This window comes from Plantibacter sp., from assembly GCF_059073635.1.
The window spans coordinates 297211-316345 of record NZ_JCACOF010000008.1 but is presented as its reverse complement, the minus strand read 5'-3'; the positions used below and the strand labels follow the sequence as shown (position 1 = coordinate 316345).

Sequence of the window (19135 nt, the reverse complement as noted above, 5' to 3'; positions counted from 1 at the left end):
ATCCGGTCCCCGAGACCCACAACCGGTCCCCGAGACCCCACCAATCCGGTCCCTGAGCTTGTCGAAGGGCCACCCCAGAACGGACCCACATCGCATGACCATCACCACTCCCCGGCACGCCGCCGCCACGAAGCCCGTCGACACCGCGGCGATCGACGCCCTCGTCGCCCGACTCGACCTCGAGGAGAAGGTCGCGCTCGTCTCCGGCGCCGACTTCTGGACCACGGTGCCGCTCGAGAAGATCGGCCTGCGCGCCATGGTCCTGTCCGACGGGCCGGCCGGCGTCCGCGGTCCGCTGTGGGACGAGCGCTCGCCGTCGATCAACCTCCCGTCAGCGACCGCGCTGGCGTCCTCGTGGGATCCGTCGCTCGCCTACCGATACGGCGCCGTCGCCGCGGCCGAGGCCCGCCGAAAGGGCGTCGACGTCGTCCTCGGCCCGACCATCAACCTCCACCGTTCCCCGCTCGGCGGGCGGCACTTCGAGGCGTTCAGCGAGGACCCGGAACTCACCGGTTCGCTCGCGGCCGCCTACGTCAGTGGCCTGCAGGACAACGGTGTCGCCGCGACCCCGAAGCACTACGTCGCCAACGACTCCGAGACCGACCGCTTCACGGTCGACGTGCATGCGAGCGAGCGTGCCCTCCGCGAGCTCTATCTCGCACCGTTCGAGCGCACGGTGACCGAAGCCGGCACCTGGGCGATCATGAGCGCCTACAACTCCGTCGACGGCGTCACGATGAGCGAGAACGACCTCCTGGAGACGCCGCTCAACTCGGAGTGGGGCTTCGACGGCGTCGTCGTCAGCGACTGGACCGGCGTCCGCAGCCTCGGCTCGGCGCCGGCGTCGCAGGACCTCGCCATGCCCGGCCCCGCTCCCGCATGGAGCGCGGCCCTCGTCGAGGCCGTCCGCGACGGCCGCGTCGCCGAAGCCGACGTCGACCGCAAGGTCGCCCGGCTCCTCGCCCTCGCGGTCCGTGTCGGCGCCCTCGGCGAGGAAGCGCTGGCGCCGGCCCCGGTCGACGGGGTCGCCTTCTCCCGCGAGGCCGAGACCGAGGGCGTCGTGCTGCTCGACAACGACGGCACCCTGCCCCTCGACGCCGCCACGCTCACCCGCGTCGCCGTCATCGGGCACAACGCCCGCGACTCGCGCACCCAGGGCGGCGGCAGTGCCACGGTCCTCCCCGAGCACACCGTCAGCCCACTCGAGGGACTCCGACTCGCGCTCCCCGAGGCGACGATCGACTACGCCGTCGGCGCGATCGTGCAGGAGGGCGTCGCCGAACTCCCGCTCGAGCGCCTCACCAACCCGCGCACGGGTGACCCCGGTCTCGTCGCCACGTTCCTCGATGCCGACGGTGCGGAACTCTTCACCGAGGACCGCCGGTCCACCGCGCTCGTCTGGTTCGGCGGCGACGCCCCGGTCACCACGGCGTCGCAGCTCGTGCTCACCACCACGTACACGCCGGAGGCCACCGAGCAACTGCGACTCGGCTTCGCCACGGGGCTCCACGGCCGACTCTTCGTCGACGGCGTCCTCCTCGTCGACGAGCAACCCGTGGTCGTCGGGAACGACCTCGGCGCGGCGCTGCTCGCCCCGCCGTCGGCGACCGGGGCGTTCGCCGCCCAGGCCGACGTCGCCGTCGAACTCCGCGCGGAGTTCGACCTCTCCCCGAGCGAGAACGGTCTCGGCGCGATCAGCGTCACCGTCGGTCGCGCTCCCGACGACTCCGACCCCGACGCCCTCATCGCCCAGGCGGTCGAGGCGGCCCGCGCGGCCGATGTCGCCGTCGTGGTCGTCGGCACGAACTCGAAGGTCGAATCGGAGGGCTGGGACCGCAGCGACCTCACCCTCCCCGGCCGTCAGGACGAGCTCGTCCGGGCTGTCGCCGCCGTGAACCCGCGCACCGTCGTGATCGTCAACTCCGGCGCCCCGGTCCTGCTCCCCTGGAGCGACGAGGTCGCCGCCGTGCTCCTCGGCTGGTTCGGCGGACAGGAGATGGGCAACGCCCTGGCCGACGTGCTGCTCGGGGTCGCCGAACCCGGTGGTCGCCTGAGCACCACCTGGGCTGCGGCGCTCGACGACGTCCCGGTGCTCGACGTCACCCCGGTGGACGGCGTGCTCCGCTACGAGGAGGGCATCCACATCGGCTACCGCGCGTGGCTCCGCTCGGGTGCCACGCCCGCCTACTGGTTCGGCCACGGGCTCGGGTACACGAGCTGGTCCATCGACGGTGGCGAGGTCTCGGGTGACGTCGCCTCCGGTGACGCCCGCGTCTCCGGGACCGCGACGAACACCGGCGACCGCGCCGGCAAGCACGTCGTGCAGGTGTACGCGGAGCGACCGGACTCCTCGGTCGACCGCCCCGTGCGCTGGCTCGTCGGATCGGCCGTCGTCCGCGCGGGCGCCGGCGAATCGGTCGCCTGGGAGGTCGCGCTGCCGGCCCGGGTCTTCGCCCACTGGGCGGACGGCTGGCAGGTCGAGCCAGGCGACGTCACCCTCCGGATCGGATCGTCCGTCGTCGACCTCGTGGACGAGCACGTCGTCACCATCGCAGCCGGGACCTCCCGATGACCGCGCACGTCGCGCGGATCGGCCGGCTGCGGGCGGAGACCCGTGACGACAGCCCCGCGGTTGCGACGCCGACGCCTCGGTTGAGCTGGACCGTCGAGACCGCTGGCTCCGACTGGGTGCAGGCCTGGGCCGAGCTCCGGGACGGCAGTGGTGCCACGGCGCGTGTCGAGGGCCGCGACTCCGTCCTCGTCTCCTGGCCGTTCCCACCACTCGGCCCAGACGAGGTGCGCACCGTCGAGGTCCGTGCCGCGTCGACTGCTGGGGAGGAGACACCCTGGAGCGAGCCGACCGTCGTCGAGGCCGCGTTCCTGGCCGACGGAGCCTGGACCGCCCGCTTCATCGGTCTCGCGGCGCCCGAGCGTCCTGCGCAACCGATCCGGGTGCGCCGCACCTTCACGGTCGGCGGGCCCGTCCGTCGCGCCCGGCTGTTCTGGACCGCGCTCGGTGCCGCCGAACCGCAGCTGAACGGGATGCCCGCCTCGGAAGACGTCCTCTCCCCCGGCTGGACCGCCTACGGCGACCGCCTCGTGCACGAGACCGTCGACGTCACCGCGCTCGTCGAGCCGGGCGAGAACGTCCTCGCCGCGACCGTCGCCGGCGCCTGGTACACCGAGCGGTACGGGTTCTTCCAGTTCGCCGAGCGGATCTACGGCGACCAGCCACGCTTCGCCGCCCAGCTGCAGCTCGACTACCTCGACGGGACGACGGAGACGCTCGTCACCGATGCGAGCTGGTCGGCGGCCGACGGTGCCGAGCTCGTCGACAGCGGCATCTACGCCGGCGAGGCGATCGACACCACCCTGGCCGAACCCGGCTGGTCGACGACGGCGTTCGACGCGTCCACCTGGGCCCCGGCCCTCGTCGACGACGCTGCGCACCCGGTGCCGGAGGCCCGGATCGCCGCGCCCGTCCGCCGCATCGAGGAGCGCGCGGTCGCGGAGGTGCTCACCTCGCCGTCGGGCGCGACCATCCTCGACTTCGGCCAGAACCTCGTCGGCCGCCTCCGGCTCACCGTCGCCGGCCCGCGGGGCACGACGCTCACGCTCCGGCACGCCGAGGTCCTCGACGAGGGCGAACTCGCCCTGCGTCCCCTCCGCAACGCCGCAGCCACCGACCACGTCACGCTCTCGGGCGACGGCGAACAGACGATCGAGCCGCGCTTCACCTTCCACGGCTTCCGCTACGCGCAGATCGACGGCTGGCCGGGCGCATTCGACCCGGCGTCGGTCACCGCCGTCGTCCTCCACAGCGACCTCACGCGCACGGGTTGGTTCTCCTCCTCGCACGAGCTGCTCGACCGCCTCCACGAGAACGTCGTCTGGGGCATGCGCGGCAACTTCCTGAGCATCCCGACCGACTGCCCGCAGCGCGACGAACGGCTCGGCTGGACGGGTGACCTGCAGGTCTTCGCCCCGACCGCGAGCTTCCTCTACGACAGCTCCGCCTTCCTCGACTCCTGGCTGCGCGACCTCGCGCTCGAGCAGGGACACCAGGACGGTGTCGTCCCCATGGTGGTCCCGGCCGCGCTGTCCGGATTCGCCGGCGGCGGGCCGACGGCGGCCTGGGGCGACGCCGCGACCGTCGTGCCGTGGGTGCTCCACGAGCGCTACGGCGACCTCGGGATCCTGCGCGAGCAGTACCCGTCGATGCGTTCCTGGGTGGAGGCCGTGCTCCGGGTGAGCACCGACGGTCTCTGGTCGAACACCTTCCAGCTCGGCGACTGGCTCGACCCGAGCGCGCCGCCTGACCAGCCGGCGAAGGCCAGGGTCGACTCGGACATCGTCGCGAGCGCCTATCACGCGCGATCGCTCCGGATCCTCGCCGACACCGCCGGGCTCCTCGGGGAGACGGCGGACGCCGAGCGGTACGGCGAACTGGCCGAGCGGAGTCGGGCGGCCTTCACCGCCGAGTACGTGACGCCCGCCGGCCGGATGATGTCCGACGCGCCGACCGCGTACGCCCTCGCCCTGCGGTTCGACCTCGTCGACGACCCCGCCCTGCGACAGCGCCTCGCGAACCGCCTCGCCGACCTCGTCCGCGCCGACGGTTACCGCATCGGCACCGGCTTCGTGGGGACGCCGCTCATCACCGACGCACTCGCCGACGGCGGACACCTCCGCGCGGCCGGCCGCCTCATGCTCCAGACCGAGAACCCCTCCTGGCTCTCGCCCGTCACCAAGGGCGCGACCACGATCTGGGAGCGTTGGGACAGCCTGCTCGAGGACGGCTCGGTCAACCCGGGCGAGATGACCTCGTTCAACCACTACGCGCTCGGCGCCGTCGCCGACTGGCTGCACCGCACCGTGGCCGGCCTCGCTCCCGCGGGTCCCGGCTACCGCGAACTCCGGATCGCACCGCGGCCGATCGACGGACTCGACCACGCCGAGGCCCGACACGTCACGCCCTACGGCGAGGCGTCGGTGGCGTGGCGACGCGAAGGGTCGTCCCTCCGGGTGTCGGCGGTCGTGCCGCCGAACACGACGGCGACGGTCGCGTTGCCGGGTGCCGCGGAGGAGACGATCGGGTCCGGTCGCCACGATTGGACGGTCGAGGTCCCCGACGCCGGCTCGAGTGCCGACGACGACATCACGCTCGGCCTCGACTCGCCGCTCTCCGAGATCATCGACCGACCGGCCGCGTACGACGCCCTCCTCAGCTCGGTGGGTGCCCACGATCAGGCCAAGGCCGACGACATCCGCCGCGGCACCCAGTGGAGTCGTGGTCGGACCGTCCGTCAGCTCCTCATGTTCACGCCGCCGTCGATGCTCGACGACGTGGACGCAGCGCTTGCTGCAGCCACTCCGGCATCAGGAGTTGCGCGATAACCCCCACTCGACTGTTCCACGTGCAACACTCGCACCGCCTGCACCAGTAGCACCCGCCGCCGACCCGCTCGGCTGATCACAGGAGATCCATGTTCGACCGCAGTTCCGCCTTCGGAGACGTCATCGAGAGCCCGGCGGGTCGCACCGTCCTCGAGCAGTTCCTGCCCGGCATCGCCGCCTCGCCGATGGCCAAGCAGTTCCGCAGCATCCGTCTCGGGCAGCTGTCGGCGATCGTGCCGGAGCTGCAGGACGATGCGGCGAAGGATCGTCTCTGGGCGGCGCTCGCACAGGTCGACGACGGTCCCGACGCCCGCGCACCCTACGGCGCCGCGATCGAGCCCGCTCCCGACTACGAGGGCCAGGACGTCCCGCGCGGCTCGGCGACCCTGACGGTCCCCGGCGACGTCCCGCAGTACGGCGTCGTCGAGATCCGGCTGGACGGGCCGTCGCACGGCAACCCGTTCGTCGACGTGGAACTCGGCGCGACGTTCACGAACGGCGCACGCGAGCTCACCGTCGGCGGGTTCTACGACGGCGACGGCCGGTACCTGGTGCGGCTGCTCGCCGAGGAGCAGGGCGAGTGGTCGTTCACCACGAGCTCGACCGCCCGATCACTCGACGGCGTCGCAGGCGCGTTCACCGTGTCGGCCGCGGCGACGGGCAGCCACGGACCGGTGCGCGTGGACGGCTTCCACTTCGCCCACGCCGACGGCACCCGCCATCGCCCGCTCGGCACGACCGCCTACGCCTGGACGCACCAGCCCGAGGAACTGCAGGAGGAGACGCTCCGCGCCCTCGAAGCCGCGCCGTTCACGAAGATCCGGATGTGCGTGTTCCCGAAGTCGTACCTCTACAACGCGAACGAGCCGGAGACGTTCCCCTTCGTCGGCTCACTCGCAGACGGGTTCGACCACGAGCGCTTCGACCCGAAGTACTGGGCGAACCTCGAGCGGCGCATCACCCAGCTCGGCGCGCTCGGCATCGAGGCGGACCTGATCCTCTTCCACGCCTACGACCGTTGGGGCTTCGCGGACCTCGGTCCGGCCGTCGACGAACGGTACCTCCGCTACGCCGTCCGCCGGCTCGCCGCGTTCGCGAACGTGTGGTGGTCGATGGCGAACGAGTACGACCTGCTCTGGGCGAAGACGAACGACGACTGGGAGCGGCTCGCGGCGGTCGTCGGCGCGGAGGACCCGCACGGCCACCTCAACTCCATCCACAACTGCCAGGGGTTCTACGACTACACGAAGCCCTGGATCACGCACTGCAGCGTGCAGCGCGTCGACGTCTACCGGACCGCGGAGAACACCGACGCCTGGCGCGAGCAGTGGGGCAAGCCGATCGTCATCGACGAGTGCGCCTACGAGGGCGACATCGACCAGGGCTGGGGCAACATCACCGGCGAGGAGATGGTGCGACGGTTCTGGGAGGGCGCGATCCGCGGCGGCTACGTCGGCCACGGCGAGACCTACCTCAACGACCGGGAGGAGCTGTTCTGGTCGAAGGGCGGTCCGCTCATCGGTTCGAGTCCCGACCGCATCGCATTCCTGGAGCGCATCTCGGCGGAGTCCCCGACGGGCGTCCTCGACCCGCTCCCCGGCGACTGGGACGTGCCGTGGGGCGGGGTGGCCGGCCGGTACGTCATCGGCTACTTCGGCTTCAACCGGCCGCGGTTCCGCAACGTCTTCCTCCCCGAGGGCGAGTTCCACGTCGACGTGCTCGACACCTGGAACATGACGGTCGAGACCCTGCCCGGCACGTACACCGGTACCGTCCGGGTCGACCTGCCCGGCCGCCAGTTCATGGCGGTCCGCCTCCGCCTGGTGGAGTAGCCGAGCCGGGTACGGAGCGGGGCCCTGCCGGTCGCTGAGCCACCCTCCCCGGTCACGAGGCCCACCCCTCCCCGGTCACGAGGCCCACCCTCCCCGGTCACTGAGCCGGCGGGTCCGGTCACCGAGCCGCCTCCCCCGGTCACCGAGCCGCACCCTTCCCCGGTCACTGAGCCTGTCGAAGTGCCGAGCTACCCTCCCCGGTCACTGGCCCACCTGCCACCGGTCACGAGGCCCACCCTTCCCCGGTCACTGAGCCTGTCGAAGTGCCGAGCAACCCTCCCCCGCAACCCCGTCTCCACAGCGTTGACACGTTTGTTCGGACCCTTTACAGTTGTCGGGCATTGACGCAACCCCCGTTGCAACATGCGCAATCGCCCGACGACTGGAGAGCGGCCCATGGATCACGGCACCGGCACCATCCTCCCGGGCGGCGTCCTCCGCGGCACCGCCCTCACCGCCCTGCTGCCCACCTGGGTGACGGGCGGTGGCGGCGACGCCGTCATCGACCGTCTCCGGGACGACGCCATCGTCGACGAACTCGAACGCGCCTTCGCCGAGCCGCCGTTCGACGAGCGCGTCGACTGGTCCGCTGTGCGCATCGCGCAGGTGTCGCACCCCGACCTCCGCGAGCTCGTCGGCCGCAGCATCGCCGAGCTCGCCGCCGAGGCCGGTCAGTCGCCGCTCACCGTCGTCTCGGATACGCTGATCGCCGACCGGCTCACCACCCTCGTCGACCGCCCGTCCTGACCTCCACCATCCGGGACCGTTCTCAGGAGTCCTCCGGCGTGTCACCGGGTTCCCGGCCAGCCGCGCCGCAGATGTCCTGAGAACGGCCCATCAGCACTCGAGGAGAGAACCACCGATGCTTCCACTGCCCGTGTCCATCCAGCAGCACGACGGCGCCTTCACGCTGAGCGAGACGACCGGGCTCGGCGGTGACCGCCGCTTCTCGGCCGCGACCCGCTGGTTGCGCGGGGTGCTGCAGACGTCGACCGGGTTCGACCTCGACGCACGGATCGACCTGCGGACCGACAGCATCGCGTTCATCCACGACGACACCGTCGCGGCCGGCGGCTACCGGCTCGTGGTCGACGCGGACGGTGTGCGCATCGTCGCCGCCGACGCCTCCGGCGCGTTCTCCGGCGCGGTGACCCTGACCCAGCTCCTCCCCCCTGCGGTCAACCGCCGTGCGCTCGTCCCCGGCGTCGACTGGACCGTCCCGGCGACGACCATCGACGACGCCCCGCGCTTCGGGTGGCGCGGCGTCATGCTCGACGTGGCCAGGCACTTCCTCCCCACGTCCGACGTGCTGCGGTTCATCGACCTCGCCGCGCGCCACAAGCTCAACGTCCTCCATTTCCACCTCACCGACGACCAGGGCTGGCGGATCCAGATCGACGCGTTCCCGAAGCTGACCGAGGTCGGCGGGTGGCGGACCGAGAGCCAGCACGGCGCAGCACGGCACGCTCCCGGCGACGGCCGCCCGCACGGCGGCTTCTACACGAAGGACGACCTGCGCGAGATCGTCGCCTACGCCGCTGAGCGGTCCATCACGGTCGTCCCCGAGATCGACCTGCCCGGTCATGCGCGAGCGATCATCGCCGCGTACCCGGAGCTGGGCGTGCCGGATGTGGCGCAGGACGCGGACGAGCCGTCGGTGTGGACGAGGTGGGGCATCAACGAGGCGATCCTCGACATGGGCGAGGAGACGGTCGCGTTCTTCCGCACCGTGTTCGACGAGGTCATGGAGCTCTTCCCATCGACCTTCATCGGCGTCGGTGGCGACGAGGCGAAGAAGACCCGCTGGGCAGCGAGCGCTCGAACGCAAGCCCTCATGGCCGAGCGCGGGCTCGACTCCGTCGAAGCGCTGCAGGCGTGGTTCATCCGCCAGCTCGAGGCGCACCTGTCCGCCGCCGGCCGACGCCTGTACGGCTGGGACGAGATCCTCGAGGGCGGCGGATTGCCGAAGGACGCGACCGTCGCTTCATGGCGCGGCGAGTTCGGTGCGGTCGCCGCCGCACGCCAGGGGTACGACGTCATCGCCTGCCCGGACGACCGCGTCTACCTCGACTACCGCGAGTCGGAGCTGCCGGGTGAGCCGATCCCGGTCGGGCCACCGCTGACCGTCGCGGAGGTGTACACCTTCGAGCCGGTGCCGGCTGAGCTGACGGAGGCGCAGGCCGAGCACATCATCGGGGTGCAGGCGAACATCTGGACCGAGCACATGGACTCCGCCCGCGTCATCGACTACCAGGCATACCCGCGGCTGTGCGCCCTCGCCGAGGTCGCCTGGGTCGGCCGCGAGCGCGACCTCGCGGGCTTCGAGGCGCGGCTGCAGCAGCACCTCGCCCGCCTCGACGCCCTCGGGGTCGAGTACCGCCGCGCTTCGGGACCGTTCCCGTGGCAGGAGCGTCCCGACGCCGAGGGTCGGCCGTCCACCCGCGAGCAGCGGGCCGCCCTCGTGGAGGAGCTCACGAAGGACATCCGCGCCTGACGCCGGCCGGCGGGCCGTGGACTTGCCGCCGGTCACTGAGCCTCCCCCGGCCCGAGCCCCCACCCGGTCCCTGAGCCTGTCGAAGGGCAGCCCCGCAAGCCCCCGCACGCACTTCGACAAGCTCAGTGACCGGAAGAGGCCCACCGTCGCGCGCACCGGTCCCTGAGCCTGTCGAAGGGCGGCCTCCTCAGGTGACGAGCGCGTACTCGGTCCCCGAGCGCGTGCGTTCGACGAGCTGCGCGTCGACGAGGTACCGCCGGAGCACCGCGACGTCGTCGTGGAACGCGGACAACCGCTCGTTGATCTCGGCTTCGTCGACCACCTCGCCCGGCTGGAGCGCTGATGCCGCGACGCGCTGCAACAGCGCCTGCCGCTCGTCCGGATTCGACGGGTACTGCACGATCCGACCGTCGACCAGGAAGCGGTCGATCCCTTCGCGCTTCGGCGGTGCGGCGGCCGCGAGGAGGTCCCGGAACACCCTGCCCGAAGTGCGTCCGTCAACATCCAGCAGGCCCACCCGAGACAACGTCTGAACGCTCTGCTCGGCCCGCCGCACAGCACGCTGGGTGGCGCCGAGGTCGGGCTCCTGCCCGAGGACGAGTTGCGCGTACACCGTCCGGGCGTCGTCGTTCGCGAGGGCGGCGGCCACTGCACGCCAGTCCGTCGTCGTCCGTTCCTCGTCCGGCATGGCCCCTCCTCCTGCGGTCTACGACATCGTCCTCAACGGTACCCGCGTCGACCGGATCAGCCGATCACCCGTCCTGTCGCCGCGAGGCCGGGACGATGACGACGCTGCAGAGGTGGGTGCCCACCACCGACCATCGTCCGGCGAAGGTGCGCGGCGTGGTCGAGCGCGCGGTCCGACCGGCCGGCACGACGACCCGCGCATCGAACGAGCCCCGATCCGGGTGGATCACCACCTCACACGCCGTGTAGTCGACCCATCGGCCGGTGAGCGGGTACCACGCCTTGAAGACGCTCTCCTTGACGCTCCACAGCACGGCGCTCCACGCGACGGTCGGATGGCTCGAGGCGAGTCGCGTGAGCATGGACGCCTCACTCCCGCAGACGATCGTCGCCGCGACGGCGGGACGGACGGGCCGGTGCACCTCGACGTCGATCCCGATGGCGCTCGCGACACCGACGCGACCGACGGCTGCGATCGTGAAACCGGGGCAGTGCGAGAGACTCCCGACGAAGCCGGTCGGCCAGACCGGTTGCCCGCCCTCCCCCGTCGGGATGTCCGTGGAGCGCTGGCCGAGCGTCGCGAGTGCCGCCCTGGCGCAGTCGCGCGCCGAGCGGGATTCGGTGCTCCGAAGAGCCTGAGGTCGGACGGGCCCGGAACGGCCCGGGTGCGGTGCCGACGGACGCCGAGACGACGACGCCCGACGGCACCTGCATCCGGAGAGCGTCGACGACCGCGGCTGCGGATTCAGCCACCCGACCGACGCGGGGACGCCACGCGCGCCGCGGGGTCGGAGGCGGGGATGCCGACCCGGAACCAGGCGACGAGCTGCTCGTCCCGGGCGACCTGCCAGCGTTCGTCGAGCATGGCTCTGGTCTCCGGACAGTCGAGCGGCGCGCTCTGGGGATGCACGTACAGGCCGTGGCGCTGGAAGCCGAGCCAGAGCCGGGTGAGCAGTCGCCCAGCGGCGAGTTCCTGTGGAGCCTCGGTGGGACTGACCACGCCGAGGACGGTGCCGGAGCCCTGGGTCGCGGAGGCCGACATCCTCGCCAACAACCCGGGCAGCCCGACGCCGCGAAGCGCGCGGAACACCCGCGGGCTGATCAGCGTCCGCAGGCCGGCTCGTTCGACCTTCGACAGCACGAGCATCGCGTCGTTGAGTCCGTCCTCGCCGTAGTCGGGGTGGCGCGGCGACAGGCGGGTCCACCGGTGGAGCTCGGCGACGATCGCCGCGTCGCCGAAGAACCACCGGTTGGCTCGGATGAGGAACGGACGGGCGTCCCGGGTCGGCATCGAGACGAGCCGGAACCCCGCACGCTCCGCCTCCGCAGCGGCCGCCGTGAGGACGTCGGGCGGAGGAGCGCCGTCCCGCCATCGCCCTCGCCAGACGCGTCGTCCACGGACGTCCGCCGAGGAGAACGTCGTCTGGTAGCCCTCCGGGTGGCGCGAGAACCGGCCGACCTCATCGGTCTCCGCGTCACCGCCGGTGGAGGCCTCGAAGCGCAGTCCGACACCGGCCGACGCCGCACAGATGAGGAGTGACTCGACGAACGCCCCGAACGACAGCATCGTGTCGCGTCCTCGCGGATCGCTCGCGCCGAGGGTGCGAGTGCGATCCCGGCGGAGGACGAGTTCGTCGCCCTGACGGTCCACGCCCCACGGCTGCGTGTTGTGGGCGTTCGCCGCACGAGCCGCCTCGGACACGAGCGCCGAGAGGTCGTCATCGGCCGACAGGCCGCTGAACCGCGCGTCCATTCAGCCCTCCGTGATCCCGATGCGACGGTGGATCGCCGCGAGCCACCGCGGCGCCCACCAGTTGTATCGTCCGGCGACGCGCATGAAGACCGGGACGAGCACGCCGCGGATCAGGATGGCGTCGATGAGGATCGCGATACCGGTACCGATGCCGAGCATCTTGATGATCGACACCCCGGAGGTCGCCATGGCGAAGAACGACACCGCGAGGATCGCCGCAGCGGCCGTGATGATCGGGCCGCTCGCACCGAGCCCGCTCCGCACCGCCTCCGCGAGATCGCCCGTGGCACGGAACCGTTCCTGGATCCGCGCGAGGAGGAACACCTCGTAGTCCATCGAGAGCCCGAAGGCGATGCAGAACAGCAGGATCGGGATCGAGATGGCGATGGGCGACGGGGTGAAGCCGAGCACGTCCGACAGGTTGCCGTCCTGGAAGAGGAACACGATGACGCCCAGGATGCCGACCAGCCCGACCACGTTCAGCACCAGCGCCTTGATCGGGAGCAGCACGCTCCCCGTGAACAGGAAGAGGATGATCAGCGTCATGAGCGCGATGGCCGCGGCGGCGAACGGCAGACGCGCCGAGATGGAGTCACCGATGTCGATCATCTGCGCCGCGAGGCCACCGACCAGGACGGTCGAGCCGGCTCCAGGGTCCACCGCACGGACGTCGCGGACGAGCTCCGAGCCCTCGGGCGAGTACGGGACGACGTCGGTCGCGACCTGCAGCCAGAGCGCCGAACCGTCGCGGAAGTGCTGCTCCGTCCGCGCGTCGGCCGGGACGACGAGGCGTCCGTCGACGAAGCTGCCGAGGGACGTCGTGACGGCCTCGACGCCCGCGATCGAGGAGAGTTCGGTGGCGTACTCCTCGAGCTCGCGGTCCGTCCCCGCCCAGTCCTCGGTGACGACGGAGACGGCGTCCGCCTCGGCGACGTCGAAGTCGGACCGCATGATGTCCGCCACGACACGACTCTCGGCGTCGGCGGGGAGCACTCGTTCGTCGGGCACCCCGAACTCCGCGTGCGCGAACGGCGCGGCCATGGCGATGAGCAGCGCGATCACGGGCACCGCCAACCACGGACGGCGATACGCGTGGTCGCCCACCCGGTACCAGAACCGACCCTCGGCCCCGGCCGGGCGCCGCGAGCGCAGACGGCCCCAGTCGATCCGGCGACCCAGGAGGGTGAGGGCTGCGGGCAGCAGGACGACCGCGCCCACCACGGAGCAGGCCACGATGACGAGTCCCGCGATGGCGAACGAGCGCAGGAAGTACTGGTCGAACAGCATCAGCGTGGCGAGCGCCGCGGCGACGACGACGCCGCTGAACACGATGGTCCGGCCGGTCGTCCGCCGAGCGATCCGCAACGCCTCCTCGTCGGTGGCTCCGCCCGAGCGTTCGTCCCGATAGCGGGTGAGGAACAGCAGGCAGTAGTCGATGGCGAGTCCGAGGCCCAACGCGGTGACGAGGTTGACTGCGAACAGGGAGACCGAGGTGAGCTGCGCGACCACGTTCAGCAGGCCGAGGGAACCGAGGATCGTGACGCCCGCGACGCCGACGGGCAGCAGCGCGGCCACCACACCGCGGAACGCGAAGAACAGCAGCACGAGGGTGATCGGGATGGCGATCGTCTCCGCGACGATGATGTCCGTCTTGACCTGCGCGTTCAGGTCGTCGTTGATCCCCGCGATGCCGCCGAACCGGACCGTGGCCGACGTCACCTCCTCGGTGATCGTCCCGCGGAGCGCGGTGGTCGCGCGTTGCACGGTGTCCTCGTCTCCGGCGAGCGCCACGAGCACGACGCCGCGGTCGGTGTCGCTCCGCAGCTGCTCCGAGTCGGCGTAGGAGCCGGTGACGCTGGCGCCGTCCACATCGTCAACAGCGCCGACGATGTCGTCGAGCGCCTCCCTGCCGGCGGCGCTGTCGAGTCCGTCGGAGACGTCCACGACGAGGACGAGTTTCGGGTCGCTGCCGGGGAACCGGTCGGCGAGCACGTCCGCTGCAGCCACGGAGTCGGACTGCGGGTCGTCGAACCCGCCCGTCTTGAGGTTGTCGAGGACGTCGGCCCCCGCGATGCCCGCCACGATCGCGAACACCAGGCCGATCAGGAGCGTGATCACCGCCCGTCGTCTGGGAGTCGTTCTGGAGTGGTTCGTCATGCGGATACCTCGATGTCGTGGGTGATGCGGTTGAGTTCGGATGCCGTGATGTCCACGACCCGCTGGATCTGCTCGGCGGTGTGCTCCGCGGTGATGAAGAATCGGAGCCGCGCCTGGTCGTCCGGCACGGCCGGGTACAGGATCGGGTTGACGCTGAAGCCGTGGTCGAAGAGCGCGGTCGCCAGTGCCAGCGCCCGTTCCGAGCTGCCGACGATGCACGGCACGACGGGCGAGTCGGCACTGTCGCCGATGTCGATGCCGGCGGCCCGGGCCGTCTCGCGGAAGCGGTCGGCGTTCTGCCGCAGGCGGCTGAGGCGCTCGGGCTCGTCGCGCATGAGCCGGAGGGCGGCGAGCGACGCGGCCGCGTTCGCCGGGGTGATGCCGACGCTGTACACGAACCCGGGCACGGAGTACTTGAGGTAGTCGACCGCGGCGGCGGTGCCACCGACGTAGCCGCCGCATCCGGCGAGCGACTTCGACATCGTGCCGCACCAGAGGTCGATGTCCGAGCGGTCGACACCGAAGTGTTCGCCGACCCCGCCCCCGTTCGCGCCGACCGTCCCGATGCTGTGCGCTTCGTCGACGAGCACCAGTGCGCCGTGTCGCTTCTTCAGCTCGATGAGCTGCGGGAGCGGTACGAGGTCGCCGTCCATGCTGTAGACGCCCTCCACGACGATGAGGACTCGGCGGAACCCGCCGCGGATCGCGCCGAGGAGGTCGTCGAGCGCGCTCAGGTCGTTGTGGGGGAAGGACCGCCGGGTGGCTCCGGAGAGTTTCGCCCCCTGGATGATGCTGTCGTGCGCGAGGCTGTCGTGGACGATGAGATCGCCCGGTTCCACCAGGTGCCCGATGACACTCACGTTCGTCGCGTGGCCGCTCACCAGGGTGAGCGCGGACTCCACCTGGAGGAGGTCGGCGAGCTCCTGCTCGAGCTCGGCATGGATCGGGCGCTCACCGGACAGGAACCGACTGGCGGACACCGAGCTGCCGTATCGGGCCACGGCGTCGGCGATCGTCTCGGCGACCACGGGGTGGCCGGTGACACCGAGGTAGTTGTAGCTCGAGAAGCTCACGAGCTGGGCGTCGCCGATCGTCGTCGTCGCGTCGATGATCCCCTCATGGAGCAGGAAGTAGGGGTTGCGGTCGGTCTGCTGCCGGCGTTCCCGCATGGCGACCGCCTCCGGGAAGCACTCGATGCGGGCGTCGGCCTCGGTCCATCGGGTCGGGCGGTCGGCCGGCGCCGGGGAAGCGGCAGCCACCGGTTCCGTCTCGACCCGCGGAAGCCGGTGCTGCGGCTCCTCGGCGAACGGGTGCAGCAGGGACCCGACGCCGTCCAGCACCTGCTCCACCGTGGGCCGCCCGGCGAAGCGCTCGCCGAGCTGGGCGGGGGTCGGCAGCGATGGCCACTCCGTGTGCAGCTGGGTGATCAGCTCACGCATCATCAGCGAATCGAATCCGAGCTGCTCGACGAGGTGCATGTCGGGCCGGATCAGGTCCAGCGGGAACCCGCTGATGCGCGACACCATGCCGAGGATGACCGCGTCGGACTCGGCGCGATGCGACCGGGAGGCTGCGAGGCCCATCCGGGCGACCACCTCCGCCTGCGGCGAGCCGGGTTCCGTGGACCAGCGGAACGGATCCGTCGACGCGGGCGCGTGATCGGCCCGCCCGGAACCCTCGATGAGGCTCAGCTGGCGGTTCATGAGGGCGAGCAGTCCGGGCAGGTGGTCGGCCTGGGCCTCGGCGGCTCGCGGCTGGATCGGCGGTCCTGCCGACGGTCGTCCGGCGAGCGGGGAGGACGGCAGGTCGTGGGGGTTGTGGTGCATGGAGTGGGGATCCTGTTCGACGGGGGAGGGTGGTCGGTGCGGTTCGGATGTGGGTTCTCGGGGTGTGGTCGTCGGGGCGGTGGCGTCCGGTCGGACGACCCAGTACGGCTCGGTCGGCAGCGGCGCGATCGGCAGCGCCACACCCGCGGTGTCTGGTGGGACGAGCGATGCCAGGTCGAGGTCGGCGCCCAGCACCGTCAGCCGACCGATGAGTCGGAGGAAGGTCGCCGCGTCGTCCGGCGCCGACGCGCTGCTCGGGATGACGTGCACGTCGGGCGCATCGCCCAGGGAGCGCCGGATGGACCCGAGCAGCGCCGAACCCCCACCGATCTGGACGTAGACACCGACGTCGGATGCGGACGCCGACTCGATCGCCTCGCGGAACCGCACCGTGGAGAAGACGTTCTCCTCGAGCTGACGGCCCAGCTCCTCGCTCGTCTCCACCGCGCGGCCCGTCACGGTCGACACGAGCTGCACCTGCGGCGCGCGAGGCCGGAATCGCGACAGGTCCGCCACGAGGGCCGGCCGGATCGGCTCGAGCAGGGGCGAGTGGAACCCGGTGGCGACGCGCAGCGGGTGTGTCGACACCCCGTGCTCGACGCACCGTTCCGCAACGGTGCGCAGGGCCTCGCCGGTTCCACTCACCACCGTCTGCCGGGGATCGTTGGCGGCCGCGATCCACGCGTCGTCGATGCCGCTGAGGAGCGCTGCGGCCCGCTCGGCGTCGCAGCCGAGGGCCGTCATGCCGTCGCCGGGTCGCGTCGCAGCCGACCGCATGTGGTGTCCGCGGACCGCGGCGAGCCGCACGGCGTCGGGCGCCTCGAGCGCGCCCGCCGTCGCCATGGCGGGCAGCTCGCCGACACTGTGCCCGATGACGAGGTCGGGCTCCACGCCGATCTCGCGCAACTGCGCCACGGCCGCGAGCGCCGTCACCGCGAGCGCGGGTTGGCAGACCTCGGTGGACGTGAGACGGTCGACTCCGGAGGGGGTGTCGGCGTCGGCCGCGGAGAGCGCCGCGAGCACATCGACCCCGGTCTCGTCGAGCACCTGCTCGTTCAAGGTCTCGGCCGCTGCACGGAAGGCGGGGAATCGATCGAGGAGGTCCGACTGCATCCGCGGGGTCTGGCTACCCTGCCCGGGGAAGACGAAGGCGATCCGCCGAGCGGCCTCGTCGACACGGACACCGGTGCAGACGTCCGCGGAGATCACCCCGGTGGCTCCGCTAGCGAGCTGCTCCACGGCGGCCGACAGCCCGGAGATCAGCTCGGCGGCGGTGCGGCACACGATCGCCAGACGGGTGCTCGCGAGCGAGCGGAAGCTCAAGGTCCGTGCGAGGCCGGCGATGGACGGTGCGTCGGCGGCGTGGAGGACGGCGAGGACCGCACGGAGGTGCTCGCCGAGCAGCGTGGGGTCGGCGGCCGAGAACACGAGGAGGTGCGGGAGCGGTTCGTCGGCCGGTCCCCCAGCGGCACGCCGACGGACTCGACCTGCTCGCGTCGCCGGTGATTCGAGCACCACGTGCGCGTTGGTGCCGCCGAACCCGAACGAGCTGACGCCGATGAGGCCCAGACCGTCGTCGCCCGGGTCGATGGTGCGGGAGGCGAGCGCAAGGCGGCCGTCTCGGAGGGTCTCGGCGTGCGCCTCGGAACGCAGGCGGGGCTGCCCGGGGACGACCCGATGCCTCGCCATGAGCGCTGCTTTGACGATGCTGGCGATCCCGGCCGCCGCCATCGTGTGCCCCACGAGCGCCTTCACCGCCGTGACCGTGGCGGTCCGGTGCGGCGATGTCCCGAGACGACGCAGCGCCGCCAGCGATTCCAGCTCGGTGCGGTCGCCCACCGGGGTGGCCGTGCCGTGCGCCTCGACGACGCCCAGGTCGGCGGGGTCGGCAGCGGCGTCCTCGTAGGCCCGGCGGAGCGCTGCCAGCTGTCCGTCGGTCGTCGGCGTCATCGGCCCTTCGGCCCGGCCGTCGTTGGACACCCCGGAGCCGCGGATGACCGCGTAGACGTCGTCGTGGTCGTCGATGGCGGCCTCGAGCGGTTTGACGACGATCATGCCGACGCCCTCGCCGAGGAGGAATCCGTCGGCATCGCCGTCGAACGGTCGGCACACCCCGCTCCGTGACAGCGCACCGATCCGGGAGAAGGCGACCATCGCATCCGGGACGAGGCTCAGGTTGACACCGCCGACGAGCGCCGCCGAGCACTGCCCGGACCGGATGGCGGCGATCGCCTGGTGGAGCGCGACGAGGCTGCTGGAGCACGCGGCGTCGACCGCGAAGCTCGGGCCGCCGAGGTCGAGCGTGCTGCTCACCAGCGCCGGCCCCATGTTCGGCAGGCATCCCGGCATCGAGAACGCGTGGAACGGGCGCACACCGGCGACGCGCGCGCCCATCGCCGCCGCGAGGTCGGGGCCGGCGTGTTCCGCGTGGACCGAGTCGTCGCCGAGGAGTTGCGCCCGGATGCGGAGCGAGGAGAGTTCGCGGTAATCGTTCGCAGCCATCCCGACGAAGACGCCGATGGACGACCGGTCGATGCGACGACGTTCGAACCCGGCGTCGATCCAGGCGGCTCGCGCTGCCTCGAGGAGCAGGCGATGTTGCGGGTCCATCGCGTGCGCGCGACTGGGTGGGATGCGGAAGTGCCGAGCGGCGAACTGCTCGACGCCGTCGATGAAGGACCCCTGGTCGGAGTAGGCGTGATGCACCGCTCGGGGGTCGTGCGGCGCGAAGAAGGAGGCGTGATCCCATCTCGAGCGGGGGACGGCGGAGCCGCTGCGTCGGGCCGCCAGGATGTTGCGCCAGTACTGGTGGGCGTCTGCCGCGCCACCGAAGCGGGCGGACAGGCCGACGATGGCGAGTGGTCGAACGGGCACGACGAGAGAACCTCCGAGGGTGTTGATCGCGGATGGAACGAGGGGGCAGGTCGGCATGTCGACGACTCCGAGCGGAGTAGGTCGAGGTCCAGGGGCCACCTCGCGGTGAGGAGAG

Annotated in this window: 10 protein-coding genes; 5 read left to right on the top strand and 5 right to left on the bottom strand. The window is 71.7% G+C overall.

Annotated features, from left to right (window positions below; genetic code table 11):
• The first annotated feature begins 94 nt into the window (after positions 1-94).
• The 5 genes from AC5JOC_RS08695 (at position 95) to AC5JOC_RS08675 (ending at position 9723) form a co-directional block, all read left to right on the top strand.
• A complete protein-coding gene (locus AC5JOC_RS08695) occupies positions 95-2572 on the top strand; it encodes a beta-glucosidase family protein (protein WP_494246168.1) in 2478 nt (825 codons plus the stop codon).
• Positions 2569-5397, top strand: coding sequence for a family 78 glycoside hydrolase catalytic domain (locus tag AC5JOC_RS08690; RefSeq protein ID WP_494246166.1), 2829 nt, complete (start codon positions 2569-2571; stop codon positions 5395-5397). Before AC5JOC_RS08695 ends, AC5JOC_RS08690 begins: the two co-directional genes overlap by 4 nt.
• 89 nt (positions 5398-5486) lie before the next feature.
• Entirely contained in the window at positions 5487-7229 is a 1743-nt protein-coding gene (locus AC5JOC_RS08685; RefSeq protein WP_494246165.1) for a DUF5605 domain-containing protein, read from the top strand.
• Between the two features lie 396 nt (positions 7230-7625).
• Positions 7626-7976 carry a hypothetical protein gene (locus tag AC5JOC_RS08680; RefSeq protein WP_079704496.1) on the top strand — a complete coding sequence of 117 codons (351 nt, stop codon included), beginning with the start codon at positions 7626-7628 and terminating at the stop codon, positions 7974-7976.
• Positions 7977-8091: 115 nt separating this feature from the next.
• Entirely contained in the window at positions 8092-9723 is a 1632-nt protein-coding gene (locus tag AC5JOC_RS08675; RefSeq protein WP_494246162.1) for a beta-N-acetylhexosaminidase, read from the top strand.
• A gap of 187 nt (positions 9724-9910) precedes the next feature.
• Here the strand turns inward: AC5JOC_RS08675 and AC5JOC_RS08670 are convergent, their stop codons facing one another.
• The 5 genes from AC5JOC_RS08670 to AC5JOC_RS08650 form a co-directional block, all read right to left on the bottom strand.
• On the bottom strand, positions 9911-10411 hold the full coding sequence (locus tag AC5JOC_RS08670) for a DUF2087 domain-containing protein (protein ID WP_494246160.1): 501 nt from the start codon (positions 10409-10411) through the stop codon (positions 9911-9913).
• A gap of 64 nt (positions 10412-10475) precedes the next feature.
• On the bottom strand, positions 10476-11159 hold the full coding sequence (locus AC5JOC_RS08665) for a 4'-phosphopantetheinyl transferase family protein (RefSeq protein WP_494246362.1): 684 nt from the start codon (positions 11157-11159) through the stop codon (positions 10476-10478).
• Complete coding sequence (locus tag AC5JOC_RS08660; protein WP_494246158.1) at positions 11156-12163, bottom strand: nitroreductase family protein; 1008 nt, start codon at positions 12161-12163, stop codon at positions 11156-11158. Before AC5JOC_RS08660 ends, AC5JOC_RS08665 begins: the two co-directional genes overlap by 4 nt.
• On the bottom strand, positions 12164-14281 hold the full coding sequence (locus AC5JOC_RS08655; RefSeq protein ID WP_494246156.1) for an MMPL family transporter: 2118 nt from the start codon (positions 14279-14281) through the stop codon (positions 12164-12166). It abuts the gene before it with no gap.
• A 35-nt stretch (positions 14282-14316) separates the two neighbouring features.
• Positions 14317-19020 (bottom strand): type I polyketide synthase, encoded by a 4704-nt coding sequence (locus tag AC5JOC_RS08650; RefSeq protein ID WP_494246154.1) that lies wholly within the window; start codon positions 19018-19020, stop codon positions 14317-14319.
• Positions 19021-19135: the final 115 nt, after the last annotated feature.

Excerpts from the sequence above, each read along its gene's own strand:
- AC5JOC_RS08695 (WP_494246168.1), top strand. The coding sequence starts at position 95 with ATGACCATCACCACTCCCCGGCACGCCGCCGCCACGAAGCCCGTCGAC.
- AC5JOC_RS08690 (WP_494246166.1), top strand. The coding sequence starts at position 2,569 with ATGACCGCGCACGTCGCGCGGATCGGCCGGCTGCGGGCGGAGACCCGT.
- AC5JOC_RS08685 (WP_494246165.1), top strand. The coding sequence starts at position 5,487 with ATGTTCGACCGCAGTTCCGCCTTCGGAGACGTCATCGAGAGCCCGGCG.
- AC5JOC_RS08680 (WP_079704496.1), top strand. The coding sequence starts at position 7,626 with ATGGATCACGGCACCGGCACCATCCTCCCGGGCGGCGTCCTCCGCGGC.
- AC5JOC_RS08675 (WP_494246162.1), top strand. The coding sequence starts at position 8,092 with ATGCTTCCACTGCCCGTGTCCATCCAGCAGCACGACGGCGCCTTCACG.
- AC5JOC_RS08670 (WP_494246160.1), bottom strand. The coding sequence starts at position 10,411 with ATGCCGGACGAGGAACGGACGACGACGGACTGGCGTGCAGTGGCCGCC.
- AC5JOC_RS08660 (WP_494246158.1), bottom strand. The coding sequence starts at position 12,163 with ATGGACGCGCGGTTCAGCGGCCTGTCGGCCGATGACGACCTCTCGGCG.